Genomic DNA, 24,348 nt, shown 5'->3' on the forward strand with positions numbered 1-24,348 from the left:
ACATTATGGCAATCGATAATAACAACCCTTTAGAACAGCAGAATAACCCTGATCGAAATGGCTCAAACGGTGATGCGACCAATGCAAGTACGCGCCGCCGTAACAAACCGCGTCGTGATGGCAAAGGTAGCAATACCAAGACCAACAATCCTACTACCACAAAATCAGGTAAAAATACTGGCCGTCGTGGTGGTAAAGATCAAGGTGGTAAAGACAGCCAAGCGCTATCTACAGCGGTCGATTCCAATCTAGTATCAGGTGATGCTGAAGATGATGCAGCAGCCGTTGCTGAAGGCGGTATCAAAGCCGTTGGTAGCCAGCGTATCATTCCATTTATGAAGATAGAAAAGCCAATGGCGCTATTGTCTTTATTTATGGTAATCGCCAGTATCATTGCTATTGCGGTAAATGGTTTGAATTTAGGTCTTGATTTCACTGGCGGTGTGTCTGCCGATGTGCGTTATGAGCAGCCTGTCGAACAGGTTGCTGTCGTAAAAGCACTTGCTGATAATGGCTTCGATGATGCCGTTGTACAGTACCTAGGTACGCGTGAAGAACTACTGGTGCGTCTACCCCCTCAATCTAATAACGTTGATGGACTGAGTGCAGATCTTACTCAAGCATTGGCATTACCAAGTAACACTGCGACAATTAGCAACGTCAATATCATTGGTAGCCAAGTTGGTAATGAGGTTTATCTAAACTCAGTCATGGCCTTGGTATTGGCACTGGTTTGTATGCTTGGCTATGTTGCCCTACGCTTCCAGTTCAAACTGTCTCTGGGTGCAGTATTGTCACTATTCCATGATGCGGTTGTGACCATTGGTGTCTTTGCTTTATTTGGCTTCCCATTTGATTTAACGGTATTGGCAGCGGTATTGGCCTTGATTGGTTATTCATTGAACGATACGATCGTTGTCTATGACCGTATTCGTGAAAACTTCCGCCGTGTCCGTGGTATTACGCCGCGTCAAACCATTGACTTGTCTTTGACTGAAACCTTACGCCGTACAATTATGACCATCTCTACCGTTTTATTAGTGGTATTGGCCATGCTCTTCTTGGGCGGTGATGGGTTATACTGGTTCTCAGTAGCATTATTTATCGGTTTACTGGCAGGTACTTATTCATCGACTTATATCGCAAGCTCGATCCCATTACGCATGGGTCTGTCGCGCGATGACTTTATCGTAAAAGTCAAACCAGAGTTCGAAGAAGAAATTGTCACCTTTAATGACCCAAAAATGTTTGAACAAGACAATGTCTAGTAGGCTATATTAAGCGAAGTAGTACGCTGATATAGTGTGTTATCAACTTGATATTATTGCTGATTGAACCAATTACACTGTTTGAATAAGAGCACCTGACTCATGAATAATGAGTCTAGGTGCTTTTGTCTTTATAGCTATTTTGTCACTCATGTCAAATGTGCTGCCTTACATTTTTATTATTATTCAACACATATATCCTCTTTATCGTCAAAGTATAAATGAGCCCCCCATGTCAGCTAACTCTGCCCCATCCCCTGTGATGCCGCCCATTGATACAAGCTATAAGCGTATTGTCGCGATTGCGCTGCCTGTCCTATTGGCCAATTTGGCCATGCCGCTGCAAAGCGTTATTGACACCGCCATTGTGGGCAATATGAACGATACTGCCAAACTGGCTGGTATGGGTTTGGCAATACAGTTACTGTCCTTGTTGCTCGTCAGTTTTAATTTTTTGCAGTACGCATCGTCTGGACTGTCCGCACAGGCTTTAGGACAGCTGGCTAATAATGCTGGTCATACGACAGCAGCAGCACCCACGCCTTTATTATCTATCTTACAACGCGCTTTATTATTGGCATGTATCATCGGGGCCACGTTGCTGATCGCAAAACCGTGGCTGATTGATTTTGGCTTGCAAGCATTGTCTGCCAATCCTGAAAGTGGGCGTGCTGCAAAGACCTACTTAGATGTGCGCTTTTGGGGTGTGATCGCAGAGCTGATGAATTTTGCGTTTATTGGTTGGTTTGCAGGGCAAGGCAAGACCCGTTATATGCTTTACCAGCAGGGATTTATCGCCGTACTTAATATCGTGCTGACTTTGTTTTTTGTGTTTTCGATGCAGATGGGGCTGGCAGGTGTCGCGTTGGGGACGACTATTGCATTTTGGTTAGGGGTGCTAATGGCTTTATGGCTAAGTCGCCAACATTTAGGCATCTCTTGGACTGCACTATTTCAGGCTGATCGACAGCATTTTGCAAAAGATAAAATGCTTAGGCTATTTTCTTTAAATAAAGATATTTTTGTACGCACACTGGTTTTGACCTTAAGCTTTGCTTGGATTACTCGACTGTCTGCCCAAAGCGGCGACGTCATACTGGCAGCCAATGCTATTTTATTGCAAGTATTGAGCATCTCTGCCTTTGCTCTCGATGGCGTTGCTGTTTCTGCTGAGACATTGAGCGGACAAGCAGCAGGTCGACGTGATTGGCCGCGTTTTCGTATTATCGTGAAGCGTACAGGCGTAGTTAGCTACGGCCTTGCCATCATGCTAAGTGGCATCTGGTGGCTGGCGATGCCAACTTATTTGGGATTTATGACCAATATTGAATCGGTGTTTGCCCTCGCCTATGATTACCATTTATATGCCGTGCTACTGCCCCTCGTTGGCGTTGGTGCCTATTGGCTAGATGGCATATTTTTTGGTTTGACGGCGGGCAGTGTGATTCGTAACGCTGCGCTGATACTGGCTGCTATTTTTTTCCCACTGAGTTGGCTGCTATATCAGCAATGGGACATGACTGGTATTTGGCTCAGCGTATGGTGTCTCTTGCTATTAAGGCTCATCGTGTTAGGTGGGTTTTTATACCGCGCTCACCAATCTGGTCGTTATGAAAAACCACAACCTGAAGCGTAATTATTTTTAAGCCCATAGATTGTATGCCAATAAGTTTTAAGCCCATAGATTTATAAAAAACATCATAAGAAAAATTTAGGACGTCATGTGAACACTCATTCAAATGAATTAAGCCATCAACACAAAAGCCATTACCACTGGGCTGCAGGCTTCAAAAAAAGCTTGCCCGTTGCGATGGGATATTTACCTGCAGGCATTGCCTTTGGTGTGCTGGCACAAGTGGCTGGCATTCCCATATGGGCAACGATTATGCTCAGCATTGTTCTCTATGCTGGTGCGGCTCAGTACGCTTGTTTGCCGATGCTCAGCGCGGGTTTGCCAATTGGCAGTCTCGCCACCAATATCGCTGCGATTAATTTGCGCCACGTATTTTATGGTATGCCATTGTTACAATATCTACCGAAAAATAAGCTGGCCAAAACCTATTGCCTGTTTGCCTTGACTGACGAAACTTTTTCGATCATGACGAGCTTACCAAATGAGTCACGACGGGCATTGATACTGCCTATCAGTTTATTTAACCAAAGCTGGTGGGTACTCGCGAGCACAGTTGGCGTGATGATCGGTAGTACACTCAGTGACTTGGTGCCACATTTGGATTTTGCTTTGGTTTGTCTGTTTGCTATTTTGGCTTATGAGCAGTTTCAAAGTATCAAACGCTATTTCCCGATTGGCATTGCGGTGATTGGCTTGATTATCGCCTCTTTCTTTACCCACAACTGGTTGCTATTGGTCGCCATTACGATCTGTATGTTTATGATCTTGGTACGTGGATTTTGGGTAGAACGTCAGAAGGCAGGAGAATATTATGAGCAGTAGTTATCTTATTTTTGCCACGCTTGCCATGGCTGCCGTCACCTTTATCACACGTGCATTGCCAGCATTGATACCCAGAAAACTGTTGGACACGCCTTGGCTGCATCGGCTAAATGAGAGTTTGCCATTATCAGTCATGGTACTACTTATTTTAACCAGCCTGTCTTATCAAGGCTTATCGGCCACAACTGAGATCAGTAGCCCTGAATTACATTTATTAATGGCGCAAATTGGTGCGATCATTTTGGTGTTATTCATTTATCATATTAGCCAGCAGCTATTGGTTAGTATGGTCGTTGGCATCACCGCCATTAATGGCCTATTATGGGTATTTAACAGTTTTTTGGGCTAAAATATTTCGCCCATTTATATAGGGCGTGTCCTCAATTCAATCGATAGTCATCTAAATGGGTTAAAAATTGCTAAATCTTGCCAAACGGTGTCAAATAGCTGACTAATATCTCGATATTATCTTCGCTATTTTCCTTGTTTGACGGCCATTTATTGCACTTTTATCACCATGTTTGAAACGAAGACACGCCCTAATTATATTTCAAACATAAAAAAGCTAGATTCTATTCAGAATCTAGCTTTTTCTTATCTTAGAATAATGGCTTCAATATGGTTTAAAGCTCTTCAACGCCCATCATGTCAACTGGGGTATCAGCCACGATTTGTACGCCTTTTTTACCTGTCTTAGCCGTGTCGTTGCGCTGCTCTTGTAGATGATCAAGATAGGCTTCATTGATCTGACCAGTGATGTAGCAACCATTGAACACAGCACAATCAAAGCCTTCAACTTTGCTATGCTTGGTATCTTTTACTGCATCAATCAAGTCATCCAAGTCTTGGAAAATCAAACGATCAGCACCGATGATTTCACGCACTTCTTCGACTGTGTGACCTGAAGCAATTAGCTCGCTACGTACTGGCATATCGATACCATACACGTTTGGATACTTAACTGGTGGCGCAGCACTGGCGAAAAATACTTTATTGGCACCAGCGTCTCGAGCCATTTGAATGATTTCATGACAGGTCGTACCGCGAACGATAGAGTCATCAACCAATAGTACGTTTTTACCTTTGAATTCTAACGGCACAGCGCTGAGTTTTTGGCGAACTGATTTTTTGCGTTGCTGCTGACCTGGCATGATGAAGGTACGACCGATATAGCGGTTTTTCATAAACCCTTCACGGTACTTAACATTCATCTTAAGTGCCAACTCCATCGCGGAAGTACGCGAGGTATCTGGAATAGGAATGACCACATCGATATCGTGATCTTCGCCCCATTCAGTCATGATCTTATCTGCCAGTTTTTCACCCATACGTAAGCGGGCTTTATAAACTGAGATATTGTCCATGATTGAATCTGGACGGGCGAAATAGACATACTCAAAGATACATGGTGTGTATTCTTTTTGCGCTACGCACTGATGGGTATGTATTTTATGATCGAGATCAATAAAGATAGCTTCGCCTGGTTTGACATCACGAATAATCGTAAATCCAGACCCTGTCAATGCGACTGACTCTGAAGCGACCATATACTCAGTGCCACCGTTTGGAGCCATACGCTTACCATAGATAAGCGGACGGATACCGTTCGGGTCACGAAAGGCAAGTAAACCATGGCCAGTAATAAGTGCGACCACACCATAAGCGCCTTCGACACGGCCATAAACAGACGTGACTGCTTCAAAAATATCAGCAGGCGTTGCTTTGGTTTTACCCAAATTCTGCATCTCATGTGCCAGTACGTTCAACAGTACTTCAGAATCTGAATCCGTATTAAGATGGCGGCGATCTTCTATGTACAAAGACTTGGCCAAGCTCTCAGCATTGGTCAAGTTACCGTTATGTGCAAGGGTAATACCATAAGGCGAGTTGACATAAAATGGCTGAGCTTCAGCGCTGCTAGAAGTACCCGCTGTTGGGTAACGAACGTGACCGATACCGAACTTTCCAACCAGTTTCATCATATGACGATTCATAAACACGTCACGTACCATGCCATTTTCTTTACGTAGATAAAGTCGTCCATCTTGCAAAGTGACAATACCTGCTGCATCTTGCCCGCGATGCTGTAGCATCGTCAAACCGTCATAAAGTATCTGATTGACTGGTTCGTGAGCTGCAACTCCAATGACTCCACACATAATAGCTATATCCTATTTTGACTCATACATTAGTACGACAATAACGGCAAACTTAACGACAGTATATTGCTAAAATCAGTTACTATCGCTCACCGCTAACCTGATGGTATTGTAAAAAACTTAACGAGATTTTTCGATAATCTATCTTTGATTATCAGTGACACGTGCAAACCTTTAGAAGTATAAAAAGAAGTAGAATGATAGACACTTAAATAGAATAATAGGCAATTATAAAATTACGACTGATTGACCTGATCCCAAGCCATGCCTAATACGTCTGACACCAAGGCCTTGCCCATCGGTGCATAAGGCAATAGCTCAGGCGCAAGCACTGACGTTTGCCATTGTGGCATTTTGACCAGTAATGGTGCGCTGACGCTCAAAACGACTAACACCATCAGTACGTTTTTGGCAGCACCCAATACGCCACCTGCCATTTTGTCCAAGACGCCCAAACGTAAGGTTTTAAGCACGCCTGAAAATACAAACGCCGCTAGATGCATGATCGCCAATATCACGATGACTACCAATAAAAAAGCCATTGCCATTTGTAACACAGGGTTTTGTACGATACCAGATAACTGAGGCGACACCACTCCTGCCAAACGCGTCGCAGCGATAAGGGCGATAAACCAACCCACCAAGCCGATTGCTGTTTTGATCAGTCCCACTTGAAAGCCGCGCCATAAGCCAATCAAGACAACGATAGCAATCACAATATCTAAACCACTCATGCTGTACGCCTTATTACCTTATTTGTTGGATTAGCTTTCCATGGCATCATAATAGCCACCGATTGCTTGAATACAAGACTGCACCAGCCCAGGACCTCTATATATGAGTCCAGTATAGAGCTGTACCATGTCTGCCCCTGCTTCTATTTTTTTGATGGCTTTGGCACCGCTATCGATACCGCCGACGCCTATCAGCGCAACTTTACCCTCTAGCTGATCAGAGAACTGTTGTAAAATCTGGGTACTAATATGGCTCACTGGACGACCAGATAGACCACCCATTTGATCGCCATCACGCAAATCTTCGACACCCACACGGCTCAGCGTCGTATTGGTCGCAATCAAACCATCAATCTCAAAATCTATTAATTGCTGTGAGATATAGTCAACTTGCAGAGGCTCTAGATCGGGAGCAACTTTGAGTACCAATGGCACATAAAAACCATATTCGGTGGCTAACTGACTGTGACGGTTTTTAATCGTATCCATCAGCTGAGTCAGCGCCTCACCGCTTTGTAAATCACGTAGATTTTTGGTATTTGGTGAGGAGATATTGACGGTAATATACGAAGCATACGGATAGGCACGCTCTAAACAATAGACGTAATCATCTGCGGCGTTCTCTACTGGCGTATCGGCGTTTTTACCAATATTGATACCGATATTGCCTTTGTATTTGCAACGTTTGACATTGTCGATCAGATAATCGATACCTTGATTGTTAAAACCCATACGATTGATAATAGCGTCTGCTTGCTTAATTCTAAACAGCCTTGGCTTATCATTACCTATTTGCGGCCTTGGTGTGACCGTCCCTACTTCTATAAAACCAAAACCCAGCTCAGCCAGCGCATCAATATAATCACCGTTTTTGTCTAGACCTGCTGCCAGTCCAACCGGATTAGAAAATTGCAATCCCATACAGTCTGTTGGCTGCATCGATTGACCATACACCAAACCTAAAACACGTGCTTTGTGCGCTTTATCTAATAAAGATAAAGTCATCTCGTGGGCGTGTTCGGGATCCAAGTTAAACAAAAAAGGACGAAGTAAGGCATAAGACATAATGATGACGGACCCTGCTTGGAAGAAATAGTGAATAAAGAATGTGAATAAAATCAGGCGCAGCGATTATATCAGCTTAACAGAAATAAGAGCAAAGTTTCAGTCGCTAAATTTCTACATTTGAGCGGTAACCAATGCTTATGAGTCTCTGTCAAATCACGATCCGTTGCCAGTTGCTACGCTAAAGCGTTAGGGCGCATCCTCAATCTGAACCTTTATAGATATCTAAGGTACAGGGCGACCATCAGTCAATGCTATCCAACCACGGACGATACGATATAGATGCCAGATGAAGGTAAAGACCATAATCAAGCAACCAACCCCCGCCAACAAGAACGAACCAATAGCGACATTGCTACTATCCGCCAATACGCTAATGCCAAAGCCACCCAGCGCAAAGGTGACGAGAATAATACCGATAATGAATCCAACGATACTGTACCAAAAAGTCTTAATCTGCCAATCAAAATGCGTGGCCAACCATGAGCCACTGGCATCGTGGCGCTTGGCATAGTTCATCACAATCGGCACAATCCACAATAGACCAGCGGTAAAGTAGCTAATCACATATAAAAAATAAGTAATATGGTTATAAGTAATTAAAGAACGGCGCTTATCGTTATTCATACGGTCACTCATTGTGTGAGATTTTCCTTACTAGTGATATTTTTTCTCAGTAGTCATAGGGTTAACTATGTAATGGTGGCAGATAAGGGACTTTTCAATGATACCCATGCTAAAGCAAGAGGTTAAGGCCTGCCTTCAATTCACTCGATAGTCATCTAAACGGGCCAAAAATGGCGAAATGCCAGTTTGACGCGTTTTACGAAGTGACCGTCGCTTGTACCTGAATGGATTTATTGGTGATGTCTTGCTGCATGGACAACTGGGTGAATTGCCAGCCTTGTTGCTCAAGCTTACCAAGTGCAGCACTCACAACCGCTTGACTGGGATGGGTAAAGCTCAATTGTATTGAATCCCCTGCTGCGACCACCTGAGCCTCTGTAATGCCTGCGTTATTTAGCAGCGCACTAATGCGATTGGCAGGTGGCATGTCAGCTTTTCCGTTGACCGCAGAGCCAGCACTCGATGTATTGCTATCGATATTACCTGCTTGAGCACGCAACCAAAAATAATCCGCCACTTGCTCCTGATAATTGCTCTTACTGTCACTTGCTGCTTGATGAACGCTATAGCCACCATAGCCGCCGATGAACAGTAATAAAAACATAGATAATATGCCTAACGCTAACTGATCACGTGGCGGCAGTCCTTGCCAGCGCGTCGCCAGTACATTTTGATAACGACTCACACGCTCTGAAAATGCAGGCGTGTTGGTACTGGTTGCAGAGACAGCTGTATTGCGTTTGGTACGGCGTTGTAATCGTTTCATGTTTTGACCTTTATTACCAATACCTTGATGAATTATGACGCTGCCGCATTGTCTGCCATACCGTTGTTTTCTACAACATTGACGGTGACTTGGCCACTAAATTGACCTTGCTCATTGCTATTAACTTGTGCCAGCTTGGCATTTAAGCCTTGCGCCACCAGTGTACTTGTAAATTTATCAAGACTACCGCGATCAGGGGCAATCAAGGTGAAGCTGAGTGCTGATGGCTGCATCACCAATGCTTGTGCACGTAATGAAGACTGCTTGATCAACGGTGATATCCGCGACAGCGCGGCAATATGCGATGCAGGGGCTTGGCTATCACTACGCAATTTTGGCTGCAATTGTACTTGTAATTTGGTGCGTGTACTCAGTGGCTCATCTGCAAACCAAGATTGATACTGCGCCACAATTTCAGTTTTGGTCGCCGCTGTCGCCTCATTATACTTATACCACTGCACCCCATCGGTTGCCATCTGTAGCACTAAGGCAGATAGCGCAACCATCACTGCCACGCGCAGATAAGGTGATACCTGAGAGTCGGTTGATTTAATAAAGAAATTAAGCGCATGACGTTCGGGGTGGTCTATCGGCTTGGGAGTTGTGGTCAATGTGGTTAATAAAAGCTGATGGTCTGCAACCACTTCGGCCGTTTGCGTCATAAAATTCATTGGTACTATTGGTACTGAGGCATTCAAAGATTTATCCATCGCCTCAATAGGCGGTAGCACCATTACTTCACTTAAATGGGGGAAGCGCTCGAAAATCAACGGCAAATAGCTGACCGCCATACCCTGACGCAATGATTGGCGCAAGAGCATGGTTTGTTCATCTTGGTATAAGGTCACTTGCTGACCTGCACCCTCTTCTGGTGTGGGTAACAATAAAAAATCTGGCAGTAATGCCGTTATGCTCAAGCCAACCAGCTGCGCGCTTTGCTGCCATGATTCAATGTCACTTTGTGCCAGTGCATACAGTTGCGTACTATCCGCCTGACTCAATTGGCGGATGGCCAACTGCTCGACAGGCGTCAGTGAGGTTTCTTCAAATAAATACTGCTTGCCGCTATTGCCAAGCTGCTTTAGCTGAGCAGCATTGAGCGCCGTCTCTACTTGTAACGCATGACTTGAGGGAAAGTATAGGCAAAGTGTCTTTTGGCTATTGGACTTATAATTACCATAAATAGCTTGCAGCTGCTGCCAACCATCAACCGTTTGCCACTGCTGTACATCTTCATGCCAGACAGCTAGCGGGCTATGCTGCGCTCGTAACCAAACATGTAACACTAAACGTGTCCTCAATTATTGTTGCAGTTATCAGAATGTTGTTAGGGTCTGCTATCCAGTCTAATACGGCTGATCAGGTACAAAACGCTCAATTTCCGTTGCCATACCTGCCATCACAAAGTCCATTTCAAATACTCTGGCTTCTGCTAAAGAAAATGACTCAGGATAATCACCCGTTAATAGACCAGCGATATAAGCAACGATAGACATATGACAGACGACCACCAGACATTCAGCGTCGATATTAGCAATATCTATTAGCGCCTGACGGGCATCATCAGAGGGCGTGATATTGTCCTGTACGGTTGCTGGAACCTCAGGTGCACGCGACTGAAACGCTGCCAGTGTCTGCTGTGCCCTATCATAAGGGCTTACGACAAAATGATCTGGATGATAATGAGTCGTCACATACTCTGCCGTTTGTGCGGCTTGCTGCTGTCCGATATCAGTCAGCTGCCGCGCACTGTCGGGGCGCGTGTTATCTTCTGCTTGACCATGACGTACTAGTATAATTTTCATAACCCTCCTTGGTGCACTGAATTAGGGCGTGTCTTCATTTCAAAAATGGTGATGAAAATGAGATAAATTGCCGTCAAACAAGGAAAATAGCGCAGATAATATCGGGATATTAACCAACTATTTAACGATGTTTGGCAAGATTTAGCCATTTTTAGCCCATTTAGATGACTATCGGGTGAATTGAAGACACGCCCTAGACTACCTATCAATGATGCTTCTTAATGATGTCGTTCAATACATCTCTTAATAGTCGCCTCTTACTGATCGGCATCGCTATCGTTACTGTTGGCATTGCTGTTTGACGTTTTCATCTGCGCAGTAAGCGATGCATTGCTATGGTCATGCGCCATGACAAACTCAACATCACTACGGAATCCAGCTTCCATCAGATGCAATGCAACACCCAATGCCGCTTTATCTTCATAAATAACTGCATACAGCGCATGGGTAATAGGCATATAAATGCCAGCTTTGGTGGCTTTTTCGTGCACTTGCTGAATGGTATTGACCCCTTCCGCTGTCTGACCAAGTTTTTTGACTGCCGCATCGATAGTCATACCACGGCCCAGCATATTGCCAATACGATAGTTGCGGCTCAATTCTGAGCTACAGGTCGCGTACAAATCGCCCACCCCTGACAGACCTAAGAAAGTCAGTGGATTTGCCCCCGCTTCGACGCCAAAGCGGCTCATCTCTGCCAAGGCACGGGTCAATATCATCGCTTTGGTGTTTTCACCAACATCGTAGGCCGCTGCCATACCCATGGCAATGGCATAAATATTTTTGAGCGCCCCACCAAGCTCTACGCCTTTGACATCATCACTGGCAAATACCCGAAAGAACGCACTGTGTAACGCAGCTTGCACGGCATGGCGCAATGGCTCAGATTCGCTAGCGATGACTGTAGCCGACGGCATATTTTTCATTATTTCTATCGCGAGGTTTGGCCCTGACATGACACCAAAATTCACTTCTGGCAACACTTCTTTGATAATGTCGCTCATCATTGCAAAGGTGTCTTTTTCCATCCCTTTGGTCAATGACACAATAGACTGTCCGCTGATAAAAGGCGCAATATTTTTTAACGTTTCGCGAAAGGCCAAACCTGGCACAGCAATAAAAATAATGTCTTTGTCTTTGACGCTTGCCGCCAAATCATGGCTATATTTCAAGCGATCATCAAGCTTATAACCTGGTAAATACTTTTTATTGGTCTGGGTTTTTACCATCGCCTTTACGGTGCGCTTGTTACGCACCCATAATGTGGTATCACAGCCATTGCGTGCGGCCAAGTTTGCCATGGCTGTACCAAAACTACCACCACCCAAAAATGCCAAACGCAGCTTGGTCGGATTGCTATGAATATCCGCCATGTTTTTTGCCACGGCTGACTCTACCGCACTAGGATTCAGTTTTTTGCGGCCAATGCCTGATTTGGTCGCACGCTCGATGATACCTGCCAGCAGACTGTTTTGTTTTTCAGGCATTGGCTTGTCTGTTTCGCTAGAATCATTGCTGGTTTTTTTATGGCTATTATTAGGGCTGGTCATATTCTTTTATCCATGTTGACTGACGTATCATTAATAGAATCTATCGTACTCAGATACTAGCTTTACTCTTTTTTGAGATTATAATCTCATTAATAGACAATACTGAGTTAAATTACGACTCAAATCGTACTAACGACTCGATATCAATCGGTTTACGGGCGGGCTCGTTTTTTGGGCTGGTGCCAGTATAAACAAAAGCCGTCACATAATCATCTGGGCCTACATCAAAATATGCTTTCACTGCGGGCTCATTACACAATAACCCAGTACGCCATACGGTACTAAACCCTTGGGCTTTTAAAGCCAAAATTAGATTTTGCACAGCTGCGCCTGCACTGAGCATTTGCTCAAAAGATGGGACTTTTTTGTGGGCTTGGATGTTCGTGACAACCGTAATAATCATAGGCGCACGCAAAGGCATACTATGCGTTTTTTCAATGTCTTTTTCGGACAGCGCCTCTCCCTCTCGTTCTGCTTTTACTTGAGCGGCTGCAACCAAAGCTTGACCCAATTGATGGCGAGCTTCACCTTGCGTCACGATGAAGCGCCACGGACGCAATTTTTTATGATCTGGCGCAGTTGCCGCACACTCAATGGCAGTTTCGACCTGAGCATGCGTTGGTGCTGGTGCATCTAGATTGCCCATGCTGCGTCTTGAGTTAATCCAGCCAATCAGCTCGTCACTGGTAGATGATATGTCAGTCGCTGCGACGTTCTTCACAGACAGCTTTTGGTCTGGTGTTGCTTGGTTTTCTGTATCGGATACAGTCATTATTTGTCCTTATTTATTATTATCTATCACTACTTGTTATTTATAACATTATTTTCTTATCTCTCAACGGCTATAAGCCCACAAAAGATATTCAATCAGAAAATCAACTATGTGACATCTTCGACACGATGATCCATGCGTAGATAGTCCTCTGACTGCATCTCAAGCAAGCGTGAGCGAGTACGCTCAATCTCAAACGCCAGCTTCTCTCCTTGATACAATTCCAGAATAGGCTGCTCTGCTCGTACCAACAGCTTTACACGGCGATCATAAAATTCGTCGACAAGGTAAATAAAGCGGCGCGTTGGATCACGCAAGTCGTCATCTAGTGCTGGTACGGAGTCGACTAAGACGGTACTGAATTGCTTGGCCAGCTCAATAAAATCAGCAGCTGAACGCGGTGCCATACAGAGATGACGGAAATCGCAGAATAAAATATCTTCAGTACAAGCGTTGATTTTTACTTCTCGCCCATTAATAGTAATGGGCTCTTTACTGATTTTTTGATTATTCGACAAGCTCGCAAAACGGTTGGCTAACCAATGATAATTCGCCTTAGTAAGCGGCGCTTCATATAATTCAGCTTGCTGCAATACGCGCAGACGATAATCAATTCCCGAGTCGATATTCATTACCGTGGTATGACGCTCAACTTCCGCAATGGCAGGCATAAAACGGTCACGATGTAAGCCATCTTTATACAGTCCAGCTGGCTCAATGTTTGAGGTGGCAACCAAAGTAATGCCGCGATTGAACAGCATAGTGAACAAATCGCCTAATATCATGGCATCAGAGACATTAGAAACAAAAAACTCGTCAAAACAGATGATGACCGCTTCTTTATAAATAATATCGGCAACTTTTTCGAGTGGATCGCTCTCACCTTGCAGTTTGTTAAGCTCTCTATGGACACGCTGCATAAAATGATGGAAATGCAGACGCATCTTGCGCTCAATAGTCAACGAGTCATAAAACATGTCCATCATCCACGTTTTACCGCGGCCCACACCGCCCCACATATAAAGACCCGTTGGCGCAACCGGCTTGGATTTTAAAAAGCCAAAAAAACCTTTCTTTTGCGGTGCACTATTGATGAGCTGATGGTATATCTCATCAAGATAGCTCATGGCCTGAAATTGCTGCTCATCCCGAGTAAACTCATCTGTACTGACGGCTTTCTCGTAACGTTGCAATGGAGATAAACTCATAATACGACTCATCGTTGAATTAAATAAATATCAAAATAATAGGGCAATTTAGCACGGTGCTACCAAGCAAGCCATGCCAAAACATCTCAAAACGAAAACCATGAAGCTGAGCTAGGTAACAAATAAAATTAGCTACCTTGCCCAAAGCTATGCTTGTCTAATAAACCTTTGAGCTCTGATAAGCGACCATGGAAGAAATGACCCGCGCCATCAACCACGCTGACTTCAATGCCTAATCGGTCTGCAAATGCCTGCATATTGTCAGGTTCAATCACTTCATCCGCATTACCATAAATCTCAAAGGTTTTGTCCGCAGGCAGGTTAATATCACTGCTGTCATTTTTTTCGACTGACGGCGCGATAAGAGCGATTTTCGATACCTCAAAATCATCCAACCCCCATATATGTGAGGCTTCAAGCACTTGCTCAGCCACACGTGCCGTGACATAGCCACCAAAAGAGAAACCACCCAACCATAACTTGCGAGCATTGGTTTGTTCAGCAATCCATTGTAGCACGGTCATTGCATCGACCACTTCACCTTCAGCATAATCATGCTCACCCGTTGACTGCCCCACGCCGCGAAAGTTAAAACGCACGACATGCATCCCATTGTCACGGGCAAAACGATACATGGTCGTGACGACTTTATTATTCATCGTACCGTCAAATAACGGATTTGGATGGCAAAGTAATGCCACGGTATCGGTATTTGGATCGTTAGGGTTGTCTTGTTGCCATAGTGCGTCAACTTCTAGCACGCCAGCAGGAGCAGGAATCAATTGCATACAATTACTTATTAATTAAGAGTGAATGACTCAATTATCCTAGATATGGTTTTTATTTCAAGTGATTTGCTGTGTACGGATGCGACTTGTTTTATTTTAGGTCAATAAAGGTTGTCTACCGTTTTAAAATATTGCTGTTTTTTAGGCTTTACACTGATTGATACCTAGCGCAATATTCATCGGCAATATCGCTGTAATACAGCACACAATAACCGTCTAGACACTTCATATATAGATAGGTTACATTCATAAAGCTTCACTCATAGCCACGACGTGTTGTTTATACAAATCAGGAATTATTTATGAATACTTTTAATAAAACCGCCACTAAAACTGCTACCTTAACCGCGACTATGGCTGCTGTACTCGCTTTGAGTGCTTGCCAAAGTACGCCTTCGTCACCCGTTATCCAACGCGCCAACTCTATTTATGAGACAACGGGCATCGCCGATACCAAAGTCAAAGCACAGCAGAATGCGATCGATAGTGCGCAAAAAACTTGCCGAAGCAAGCAAGTTATTATCGTCGATGACAAAGTAACTTATAACGGCATTTTAGATGAACGCACGGGCCGTATGGTTGGACAAGTAGGTGCAGTCGTCGGTTCAATCTTTGGCACTGGCTCACCAGAGTTATCACGTGATGACGATTATGAGTACATGATTAATTTCCGCTGCCAATAATATCAATATTCCTCAGAAAAAAATTGCTGTTTAGCATTTAGCCAATAAGTCTGCGGTTAATATATTATTCTTATCGCAGACTTATTGGCTTCTCTTTTTGTGTGTACGCTTTTGGGGTAAACTACCCTATCTAATGCTCAACAGCTTCTAGTCAATCTATAAGTTATCGGTCTATAGAAAACCAATAAACAACTCGCTTTTAAGCTTTCATCATCTTCGGTCTACTATATTATGCGCAAACCCAATCTTTCAAGTATCAAACAAGCGAAGGTAATAACGCCTGCCAAAGATTTGGCGACTTTAGAGGCTGAGTTAGCTGAGCAAGAAAACAACCTTGAAGTCAATTTAGAAGATACCGTATTGCGTCTGAGCGATTACTTATCAGCGGTTGAAATGGTTATCAAACAAACTTTTGACCACCGTGTCTGGGTAAAAGCTGAAATTCGTAATCTGTCGAGCAAAGGTGGTCATTACTACTTTGAACTGGCAGAAAAAGATGATGATGGCAAAGTAGTCGCCAGCTGCCGTGGTAATCTTTGGCGCTTTAAAGCGGCACGTGTATTAGCAAAGTTTGAGCGCGCAACGGGTATGCCACTCGATCGTGATTTGACCGTTTTATTAAAAGTATCGGCAGGGTTCCATGCACAATATGGCTTCTCGCTCACCATTGAAGACATCGATCCTAGCTATACGCTAGGTGATCTGGCACGACAATATGCGGAAATGGTCGACCGTCTAACAGGCGAAGGCTTATTACATCTCAATCAGCAATTGCCTGTCCCGTTTGATATAGAGCATGTGCTGGTGATTGCACCTGAAAAAGCCGCTGGATTAGGAGATTTTCAAGCAGATGCTGATCGCTTAGCCAGTACGGGTGCATGTCATTTCCATTACCATAACGCTACTTTTCAAGGCAATCATGCGCCTGCGGAGATTCGTCAAGCCATAGTTAGTGCTCAACAGCAATTCTATGACACATATCAGCGACTACCAGATTTATTAGTCATTATTCGTGGTGGCGGTGCCGTTGGTGACTTGGCTTATCTCAATGATTATGAGTTGGCCGCTCTGGTTGCTGAGCAGCCTATTCCTGTCTGGGTGGGTATCGGTCATGAGCGTGACAAAGTTATATTAGATGAAGTCGCGCATACCAGCTTTGACACACCCTCAAAAGTTATCGCTGCGATTGGCAGTCATTTGGCGCAACTGGTCGCTCAGACACTACAATATCAAGCGCAAATCAAGCAAGCCGCTCAGCGCCAACTGAATACTGCCGAGCAACAAACATCGCGACAATTGAGCCAAATACAGTCGCAAACGATTGGTCAACTAACTGCACTACGAAAAGACAGCGATTATGCATGGCGTAATATCCAACAAAGCGCACAGCGCCAAGTAAAGCAAGCCATTAGACTGACAAGCGAGCTACGTGTACAAACACAAACCTCTGCAGATCAGCAATTAGTCACGGCTGCTACTTACAGTCAGAACCATCAGAAATCTGTCATGCAAAACACGCAGCAACAAGTCATACAAGCACAACGTGACAGTGAGCATCTACGTGACATTGTGCTACTGCATCGACCATCTCGTGTGCTTAAGCAAGGCTACGCCATGCTGACTGACACAAAAGAAAAAAAGATACTGACCAGTAGCACCCAGCTATCTCCTGAGCAAACTGTGCATATCGTCCTCAAAGACGGCAAAGCAAAAGCGCGGATTATTGATGTCAATACGGATCAAAAAGCGTCGGAAACCTCAGATATGCCAACTTAACCACATAATAATATCTAACGATTACCCATCTATAGTCGGTGAACTACTAAACCGCTACGGCGTTACCCTCCTTAGATGTACTACTTGTACAATCTGCAGTCGGCTGCCTTGTACCCATTTTAGAGTTCTTTGACTATACTTACCTTTAAAAATTAGGAAACTTTATGACTACCACTACTCGTCGACGCAAAAAAGCCGCCCCAAAGACCTTTAAGGCGGCTTATGATATTCTAAAAACCAATGCGACTGAATTACAGCAGCAAGACGAGCCTGACATTGATAACTTGATGACGACTGTTGAAGAATCCATTGCGGCTTATCGCGTTTGTGAGACCCGCATCAATGCGGTACAACAAGCACTAGATGCCGCCTTTGCTGAAGACGTTATATCTGGTGAAGTAGACAGCTAAGTTACACTTATTCCGGTTCATCCACCTCAAAGACTTGGCGAAGATAGGCAAGATACGTGTCATTATTGATCATGGTCTTGCCTGGGCTATCAGAGAGTTTAGCCACTGGCTGCCCGTTACACTCCACCAATTTAAGCACGATATTAATCGGTGTGATGCCCATATCATTGGTCAGATTGGTGCCAATGCCAAAGCTGGTTCTAATGCGACCTTTAAAGTATTGATGCAGCTCCCAAGCCTTGTCAAGATTCAAACCATCACTAAAGGTGAGTATTTTAGTCTTAGGGTCTATCTTCAATTTCTCATAATGAGCAATCGCTTTATCACCCCAGATATAGGGGTCACCGCTATCATGACGTAAGCCGTCAAACAGCTTGGCAAAATATAAATCAAAATCACGTAAGAATGCATCCATCCCAACGACATCCGTCAATGCAATACCCAAATCGCCACGATACTCATGTACCCATGCTTCAAGCGCAGCTTTTTGTGAATCACGCAAACGCACATCCAATGCCTGAAATGCCTGCATAAACTCGTGCGCCATGGTGCCGATTGGCGTCATACCTAATTTTTTTGCTAGATATACGTTGGATGTGCCACTGACGATTTTTGGTTCAGCGTGATGTAATGTCTGCACCACATGCGCTTGCCACGCTTTGCTAAACCGCCTACGAGTACCAAAATCAGCGACAATAAATGGTGGTGTATCACCGTTTTCTTTTATCTGTGCTGCTGCATATTGATGCAATAAAACAACTTTTTCATCGAGCCTACGCTGACCTTCTTCAATCACAGTATCGTTTGATAACGCATCAAAATATAGTTCATTAACAATGGCTAAGACGAATACTTCAAAAAACATCGCTTGAATCATCGGCCCTTCAATATCGATAAACAAGCGACCTTCTTCATCAGTACTGACAGTAATAAAGCGACGTTTCAGCTTAAACAATTCTAGATAATCGACGAAATCTGAACGCATGAAGCGTAAGCCGCGCAAGTAGTCCAACTCATCTTCTAAAAATCGCAGCTCGCACAAACTGTCTAATTGCCTCTCTAACTGCTCTTTAATATCAGCCAATGGATAGAGGGCATCTTTATTATTACGGCAGCGAAAACGATAGACACCATGCGTCTGTGGAAACTGATGCAGCATGGCTTGTAACATCGTAAATTTATATAAGTCGTTATCGAGTAACGAGGTAATAATAGGTGCATAGGTAGCAGTCATGCTATGGCCTTAAAAAACACAAAAATAAGAAATAAACGCCACCTAATACTCAAAGCGACATCATATGCGAATAAGAAAAGATGAAGAGTCATTAACAAGCCGTCAAGTATAACGAAGTTTGCCGTTCATTTCAGAGTTCGCGATTAATTGCAGCAGAATTACTACGATTACTCACACCTTCCATAAATATACCGCACAAACCTATCAATAAATACTGAATAGGCTTTATGCTTTAGCACGCATAAACTGTGCGACATAATCATCTGCTGGATTGTGGCGTAAGTCATCGGGCGTACCCGTTTGTACTAAGCGTCCACCATTCAAGATGCTAATACGCTGACCGACTTTAACCGCTTCATCTATGTCATGAGTGATAAAAACAATGGTCTTGTGTAGCCGCTCTTGTAGCTCAAGTAGTTGGTCTTGCAATTGAGCACGAATGAGTGGGTCAAGTGCAGAGAACGCCTCATCCATCAGTAAGATTGGATTGTCAGTTGCCAAAGCACGCGCCAGACCCACACGCTGCTGCATGCCCCCTGATAACTCGTCAGGATAGCTATGCTCTAAATTAGGTAGTCCTACCTCATTTAGCCAATACCGTGCGACCTCGTGGCGCTGTTTGGTACTCATTTTTCGCACACGCAAACCGTAAGCGACGTTTTGCATAACCGTCATATGCGGCACGAGGCCAAAGTGCTGAAAGACCATACTGACAGTTTGCTGGCGATAATGTTGCAGCTCCTTATCATTTAGCTCTAACACATTGATAGCCGCAGATGATTTTTGATTAGCTGCAAGTACATCGTCATCTGTGATAGTGGTCTGCGCATCGATACTCGTATCAACCCATATCTTGCCACTGGTTGGATCAATTAGACGGTTGATATGCCGTATCAAGGTTGATTTACCAGAGCCTGACAGCCCCATAATACAGTGTAGCTCGCCCGCTTTAACGTCTAAATTAATATCATATAGCCCAACCGAATAGCCTGTTTGCTCTTTTACCGCAACACTATCCATACCTTCAGCCAATAATGCCATCACAGACTTTGCTTGCGTACTACTGGCATTATAAATCTTACTGATGTTTTCTAGCCGGATGTGATTCATTGCGGTTCTCGCTATTGGTATTTTTTATTGAGGCCTGTCTTCATTGTTAGCCCATTCAAATGTTCATCTTCAAACTCTCATATTCAAATGTCAGCTTATTTTCTTTTACAGTTGACCAAGACATTAACCAATCGAGTGCCTGCTCGCGTCAATCGTTTTTTGACGGGCACGCTTGCCTTGACCAAACGCCTGAGTAATACGGTCAATTATAATAGCAACGATGACAATCGCCGTACCGGCTTGTAAGCCTTGACCGATATTAAGGGTTTGAATAGATTGTAAGACATCTTCGCCAAGGCCAGGCGCACCAATCATAGAAGCAAGCACTACCATGGACAGCGACATCATCACCGCTTGGTTGACGCCCGCCATGATACTAGGCAATGCTTGTGGTAACTTAATCCAGATGAGCAGCTGCAAGTGTGTGCTACCAAATGAGCGCCCCGCTTCTACCATCTCATGATTGACTTGCGTAATTCCTAATGTCGTCAGACGAATCAATGGCGGCAGTGCATAAATAATGGTGGCAAACAATGCAGGCACTTTACCAATCCCAAATAACATGAGCACTGGTATGAGATAGACAAAGCTTGGCATGGTCTGCATGACATCTAGTATCGGTGTCACAATCTTGCGGAGCAGCTTACTGCCAGCCATCGCAATGCCAATAGGAATACCAATCACCACTGTGACCAATACTGATACGATGAGCAAGGCAAAAGTATCAATCAATGCGCCCCATAGTCCAAAGGCACCAATGAGGAACAACCCTGCACCACATGCCAGCGCAAACCAAACCTTGCGCACGCCAAACCAACCTAATACCGTGACAAACGCAATAATCAACCATGGTGGAATTACCGTTAATAGGCGCTCAATGGGTAGCAATAAATAGGTTAATGCCATCGTACTGATGCTGCGAAAGACGTCACCATAGTTTTGAACAACGCTTGCCAATGTATTATTAAGCGGTGTCTCCAGTGACCATGAGGGGAAGCTTGATGCGAGGCCGAGCTGGTTATCACTGGCGGAGTTATTATTAACAGCCGTACTGTCGATAGCATCGCCTGTTAAGCTGATACCTAACTTCGCCGCGAGATTGGTAGCAGCCTCATCGGATAACCATTTTTGCCAAACGTTTGGGTTTTCACGCAAAAAAACCAATGCTTGCTCATCGCCACTACGTTTGCTTTCGCTCATTTCTAAGATAGCGCCATTGAGCTCATCAGAAGTGAATTGTATTTTTTTGAAGACATCCGCCAGCTCAGGATTAGACTCAATAAACGGCGTAGAGACTGCAATACCTAAAGGCGATACAGGGAATCCAGAGACACAATCCATAGCACCATCCGCTCGTAATAAATCCTGCCAACAGGCGTCGTTATGGGCAGGAAACGCTAATGGCGCGAAATCATACTTTGCCATCAGGCCAGTAGGCTGCCAGTAGTAAAATAAGAGTGGCTTATGCTGCTCAAAGGCAGAAGAAATTACGGCATCAAGCGCAGCACCTGTACCAGGATGAGCATTGTTAAAGGTACTGTCTAGACCTGTGGTTTTTAGCAAACGGGTATTGAATATCTCACATGTCCAACCAGAGGGACAGTTCATAAAACGAGACTTGCTAGGGTCTTCAGGATCTTTAAACAGCTCAGCGTATTTGGGCAAATCCTGATAACTGCGTAGACCTGGATTTTCTTCTAATACATAGTCAGGAACATACCAACCTTGAGTTGCACCGCCCTTGAGCGTATCGCCAATGATTGCTACCTTATTCTGCTCAATGGCCTGCTCCATGATTGGTGAGCGGCCAACCCACTGCTCACCAATGACTTGGATATCATTTTGTGACAACGCCGTATCAAGCGCTGGGCCTGCTCCTGGTACCTCTTCAACAGTACAACCATAACCCTCTTCAGCGATGTACTTGAGCACCCCTGAGGTGAACTGGCCACTCTCCCATGTCAGCGCGCCAATCTTAATCGGTGATTCGCAAACTGCTGACGCCGATATCGGCAGTAACAGCGAGATCATACAGAGTAAACTTAACGCAATCCATTGGCGCATGGGGTGTCCTATTGATAAGTGATGCGGCATTAAATCGATGACTCGATACTACTGTCTAGACTTACTACAAAGTGTAGCGACTTATCAGACTGATGACAAATGCTTATTTTTCGGTTGGTCAGCACCATTGTTACGCTGCTAATAATATTAAGAATAGTGATTAAACCTTATCAAATGACTCATATTTTTGACAAAAAAATAGCACCTACTTAAGTAAATGCTATTTCTTATCATATTGTCTGTTTAGCATATCAATGATACGAAATCGATATGGTCAAAACAGCTGCTTAAACACAGTAATATTGAAAGCATCGCTATTTCAAACTTGAATATGTCACTACTTCAAAATACTATTTTAAAAACAGTGCCATGGCCTTTTTGAATAAGCCGCCATAAGGTGGCAATAACAAATTCAGACCGTTGAGCTTCGATTGTACAAACACTGGTTTCATATGACTCAAACGCTCAAACCCTGCTTTGCCATGGTAAACACCCGTACCTGATTCACCGACACCGCCAAACGGCAAATCGTGCTGAGCCACATGTATCAAAACCTCATTGATACATAAGCCACCAGAAACCGTATGGTTACGTACGTTTTCTAGGCCATTATAGTTATCCCCAAAAACGTACAATGCCAATGGCCGTGGACGGGCATTCACAAAATGAATCGCATCGTCAAGCGTCTCATAATGCATCAATGGCAGTATCGGTGCAAAAATCTCATTTTGCATAACCGCACTATCAGGCGCAGGCTCACGGACGATTACTGGCGGCATGAGACGTGTTTCGACATTAGCATCAGCACTCGTAAGCGTGTATATCTCATCGCCTGACAGTGCATCTAGATAGCCCTTAACTCGTTTAAATTGGTCGCCATTGATGATGCGTGAGTAGTCTGGGTTATGTTCAATATTTGGATAGTGCTTTTCCATCCATTCTTTTGCCAAACTGATGAACTGTTCATGATGCTGACGCTGAATCAACACATAGTCAGGGGCAATACAGGTTTGACCAGCATTTAATGTCTTGCCCATCATCACGCGATTGACCACATTTTCTAAATTGGCATCATCTAATACAATCACAGGTGACTTACCACCCAGCTCAAGCGTGACTGGCGTTAAGTTAGGTGCCGCCGCTGCCATGACTTTTTTGCCCACTGCCGTTGAACCGGTATACAGCAGGTGATCAAATGGTAACGAGCTAAAGGCAGCAGCAATCTCAACCTCGCCCAGCACCACACAAACCATGTCTGGCGAAAAATAGCGCGCAACCGCATCCGCAAATGTTTGGGCAAATTGCGGCGCTGCTTCACTCATTTTAATCATCACCCTATTACCCGCAGTCAATGCGTCAATCAATGGCCCGACTGCCAAAAAAAGCGGGTAATTCCAAGGCACCATGATGCCGACGACACCTAATGGCTGTGGCTGGATTTCGTTGTGGGCAGGCATATACAATGCTGAAATAGAAGCACGTTGGGTTTTCATCCATTTTTTGCCATGTTTTTTGGCATAGCTGATACCCGTAAAGCTAGGAAACAGCTCGGCAAACTGCGTCTCCGACTCACTACGATACCCAAAGTCTGCATTAATCGCTTTGGCAAAACTTGCTTGATTATCACTGAGCATGATCTCAAGATTGTCTAGCTGCGTCTCACGAGTTGCCCAGCCATTGATTGGCTTCGTCCGGCTTAGTGCTTGCAAATGCGCAAATTGCGCACGCATCTCATCGATAGTATGAGCAGTACTAAGTGCTGCAATCGCTCGTTGCGACACTGGATGGTTATCGGCTGACGTCTGCTCGTTGATATTTTGATGGTTATCTGTCATTTATCTTCCTTGTTATATTCGTTGGAGTCAATATACTAC

22 protein-coding genes are annotated in these 24,348 nt (G+C 44.3%); 7 read left to right on the forward strand and 15 right to left on the reverse strand.

Annotation, left to right across the window (positions count from 1 at the left end):
* The first annotated feature begins 5 nt into the window (after nucleotides 1-5).
* From secF to QL982_RS01990, 4 genes are all read left to right on the forward strand, one after another.
* Nucleotides 6-1,268 (forward strand): protein translocase subunit SecF, encoded by a 1,263-nt coding sequence (gene secF / locus QL982_RS01975; protein ID WP_290190137.1) that lies wholly within the window; start codon nucleotides 6-8, stop codon nucleotides 1,266-1,268.
* Nucleotides 1,269-1,500: 232 nt separating this feature from the next.
* Entirely contained in the window at nucleotides 1,501-2,904 is a 1,404-nt protein-coding gene (locus QL982_RS01980) for an MATE family efflux transporter (protein WP_290163483.1), read from the forward strand.
* An 87-nt stretch (nucleotides 2,905-2,991) separates the two neighbouring features.
* Complete coding sequence (locus QL982_RS01985; RefSeq protein WP_290163480.1) at nucleotides 2,992-3,723, forward strand: AzlC family ABC transporter permease; 732 nt, start codon at nucleotides 2,992-2,994, stop codon at nucleotides 3,721-3,723.
* Nucleotides 3,713-4,072 carry an AzlD domain-containing protein gene (locus QL982_RS01990; RefSeq protein WP_290163478.1) on the forward strand — a complete coding sequence of 120 codons (360 nt, stop codon included), beginning with the start codon at nucleotides 3,713-3,715 and terminating at the stop codon, nucleotides 4,070-4,072. The genes QL982_RS01985 and QL982_RS01990 overlap by 11 nt, the downstream gene beginning before the upstream one ends.
* A gap of 274 nt (nucleotides 4,073-4,346) precedes the next feature.
* Here the strand turns inward: QL982_RS01990 and purF are convergent, their stop codons facing one another.
* The 11 genes from purF to QL982_RS02045 form a co-directional block, all read right to left on the reverse strand.
* Nucleotides 4,347-5,882 (reverse strand): amidophosphoribosyltransferase, encoded by a 1,536-nt coding sequence (gene purF, locus QL982_RS01995; RefSeq protein ID WP_290163475.1) that lies wholly within the window; start codon nucleotides 5,880-5,882, stop codon nucleotides 4,347-4,349.
* A gap of 236 nt (nucleotides 5,883-6,118) precedes the next feature.
* Nucleotides 6,119-6,616, reverse strand: coding sequence for a CvpA family protein (locus tag QL982_RS02000; RefSeq protein WP_290163472.1), 498 nt, complete (start codon nucleotides 6,614-6,616; stop codon nucleotides 6,119-6,121).
* 30 nt (nucleotides 6,617-6,646) lie between these two features.
* The gene (locus tag QL982_RS02005) at nucleotides 6,647-7,681 is read right to left on the reverse strand and encodes a quinone-dependent dihydroorotate dehydrogenase (RefSeq protein WP_290163470.1); all 1,035 of its coding nucleotides are present in this window, start codon (nucleotides 7,679-7,681) and stop codon (nucleotides 6,647-6,649) included.
* A 225-nt stretch (nucleotides 7,682-7,906) separates the two neighbouring features.
* Nucleotides 7,907-8,308 carry a hypothetical protein gene (locus QL982_RS02010; protein WP_290163468.1) on the reverse strand — a complete coding sequence of 134 codons (402 nt, stop codon included), beginning with the start codon at nucleotides 8,306-8,308 and terminating at the stop codon, nucleotides 7,907-7,909.
* Between the two features lie 196 nt (nucleotides 8,309-8,504).
* Nucleotides 8,505-9,074 carry a type II secretion system protein GspM gene (gspM, locus tag QL982_RS02015; RefSeq protein WP_290163465.1) on the reverse strand — a complete coding sequence of 190 codons (570 nt, stop codon included), beginning with the start codon at nucleotides 9,072-9,074 and terminating at the stop codon, nucleotides 8,505-8,507.
* 32 nt (nucleotides 9,075-9,106) lie between these two features.
* Complete coding sequence (gene gspL, locus QL982_RS02020) at nucleotides 9,107-10,360, reverse strand: type II secretion system protein GspL (RefSeq protein ID WP_290163462.1); 1,254 nt, start codon at nucleotides 10,358-10,360, stop codon at nucleotides 9,107-9,109.
* Nucleotides 10,361-10,420: 60 nt separating this feature from the next.
* Nucleotides 10,421-10,879 carry a phosphoglycerate mutase family protein gene (locus tag QL982_RS02025; RefSeq protein ID WP_290163459.1) on the reverse strand — a complete coding sequence of 153 codons (459 nt, stop codon included), beginning with the start codon at nucleotides 10,877-10,879 and terminating at the stop codon, nucleotides 10,421-10,423.
* A 257-nt stretch (nucleotides 10,880-11,136) separates the two neighbouring features.
* Entirely contained in the window at nucleotides 11,137-12,429 is a 1,293-nt protein-coding gene (locus QL982_RS02030) for an NAD(P)H-dependent glycerol-3-phosphate dehydrogenase (RefSeq protein ID WP_290163456.1), read from the reverse strand.
* A 112-nt stretch (nucleotides 12,430-12,541) separates the two neighbouring features.
* Nucleotides 12,542-13,201: a nitroreductase gene (locus tag QL982_RS02035; RefSeq protein WP_290163454.1), complete on the reverse strand. Its 660-nt coding sequence runs from the start codon at nucleotides 13,199-13,201 to the stop codon at nucleotides 12,542-12,544.
* 107 nt (nucleotides 13,202-13,308) lie between these two features.
* Entirely contained in the window at nucleotides 13,309-14,409 is a 1,101-nt protein-coding gene (zapE, locus tag QL982_RS02040) for a cell division protein ZapE (protein ID WP_290163451.1), read from the reverse strand.
* 128 nt (nucleotides 14,410-14,537) lie between these two features.
* Nucleotides 14,538-15,197 (reverse strand): alpha/beta fold hydrolase, encoded by a 660-nt coding sequence (locus tag QL982_RS02045; RefSeq protein WP_290163449.1) that lies wholly within the window; start codon nucleotides 15,195-15,197, stop codon nucleotides 14,538-14,540.
* Nucleotides 15,198-15,499: 302 nt separating this feature from the next.
* Between QL982_RS02045 and QL982_RS02050 the strand changes: the two genes are divergently transcribed.
* The 3 genes from QL982_RS02050 (at nucleotide 15,500) to xseB (ending at nucleotide 18,066) form a co-directional block, all read left to right on the forward strand.
* Entirely contained in the window at nucleotides 15,500-15,880 is a 381-nt protein-coding gene (locus tag QL982_RS02050) for a hypothetical protein (RefSeq protein WP_290163445.1), read from the forward strand.
* A 231-nt stretch (nucleotides 15,881-16,111) separates the two neighbouring features.
* Complete coding sequence (gene xseA / locus QL982_RS02055) at nucleotides 16,112-17,656, forward strand: exodeoxyribonuclease VII large subunit (RefSeq protein ID WP_290163443.1); 1,545 nt, start codon at nucleotides 16,112-16,114, stop codon at nucleotides 17,654-17,656.
* Nucleotides 17,657-17,820: 164 nt separating this feature from the next.
* Nucleotides 17,821-18,066: an exodeoxyribonuclease VII small subunit gene (gene xseB / locus QL982_RS02060; RefSeq protein ID WP_290163441.1), complete on the forward strand. Its 246-nt coding sequence runs from the start codon at nucleotides 17,821-17,823 to the stop codon at nucleotides 18,064-18,066.
* Between the two features lie 7 nt (nucleotides 18,067-18,073).
* Here xseB and pncB read toward each other — a convergent pair whose 3' ends face one another.
* The 4 genes from pncB to QL982_RS02080 form a co-directional block, all read right to left on the reverse strand.
* Complete coding sequence (pncB, locus tag QL982_RS02065; protein ID WP_290163438.1) at nucleotides 18,074-19,300, reverse strand: nicotinate phosphoribosyltransferase; 1,227 nt, start codon at nucleotides 19,298-19,300, stop codon at nucleotides 18,074-18,076.
* A 225-nt stretch (nucleotides 19,301-19,525) separates the two neighbouring features.
* The gene (locus QL982_RS02070; protein ID WP_290163435.1) at nucleotides 19,526-20,410 is read right to left on the reverse strand and encodes an ATP-binding cassette domain-containing protein; all 885 of its coding nucleotides are present in this window, start codon (nucleotides 20,408-20,410) and stop codon (nucleotides 19,526-19,528) included.
* A gap of 123 nt (nucleotides 20,411-20,533) precedes the next feature.
* Nucleotides 20,534-22,474 carry a glycine betaine ABC transporter substrate-binding protein gene (locus tag QL982_RS02075; protein WP_290163433.1) on the reverse strand — a complete coding sequence of 647 codons (1,941 nt, stop codon included), beginning with the start codon at nucleotides 22,472-22,474 and terminating at the stop codon, nucleotides 20,534-20,536.
* Nucleotides 22,475-22,824: 350 nt separating this feature from the next.
* Nucleotides 22,825-24,309 (reverse strand): coniferyl aldehyde dehydrogenase, encoded by a 1,485-nt coding sequence (locus tag QL982_RS02080; protein WP_290163430.1) that lies wholly within the window; start codon nucleotides 24,307-24,309, stop codon nucleotides 22,825-22,827.
* Nucleotides 24,310-24,348: the final 39 nt, after the last annotated feature.

Origin of the sequence: Psychrobacter sp. 5A.1, from assembly GCF_030407455.1 — a bacterium.
GTDB lineage: Bacteria > Pseudomonadota > Gammaproteobacteria > Pseudomonadales > Moraxellaceae > Psychrobacter.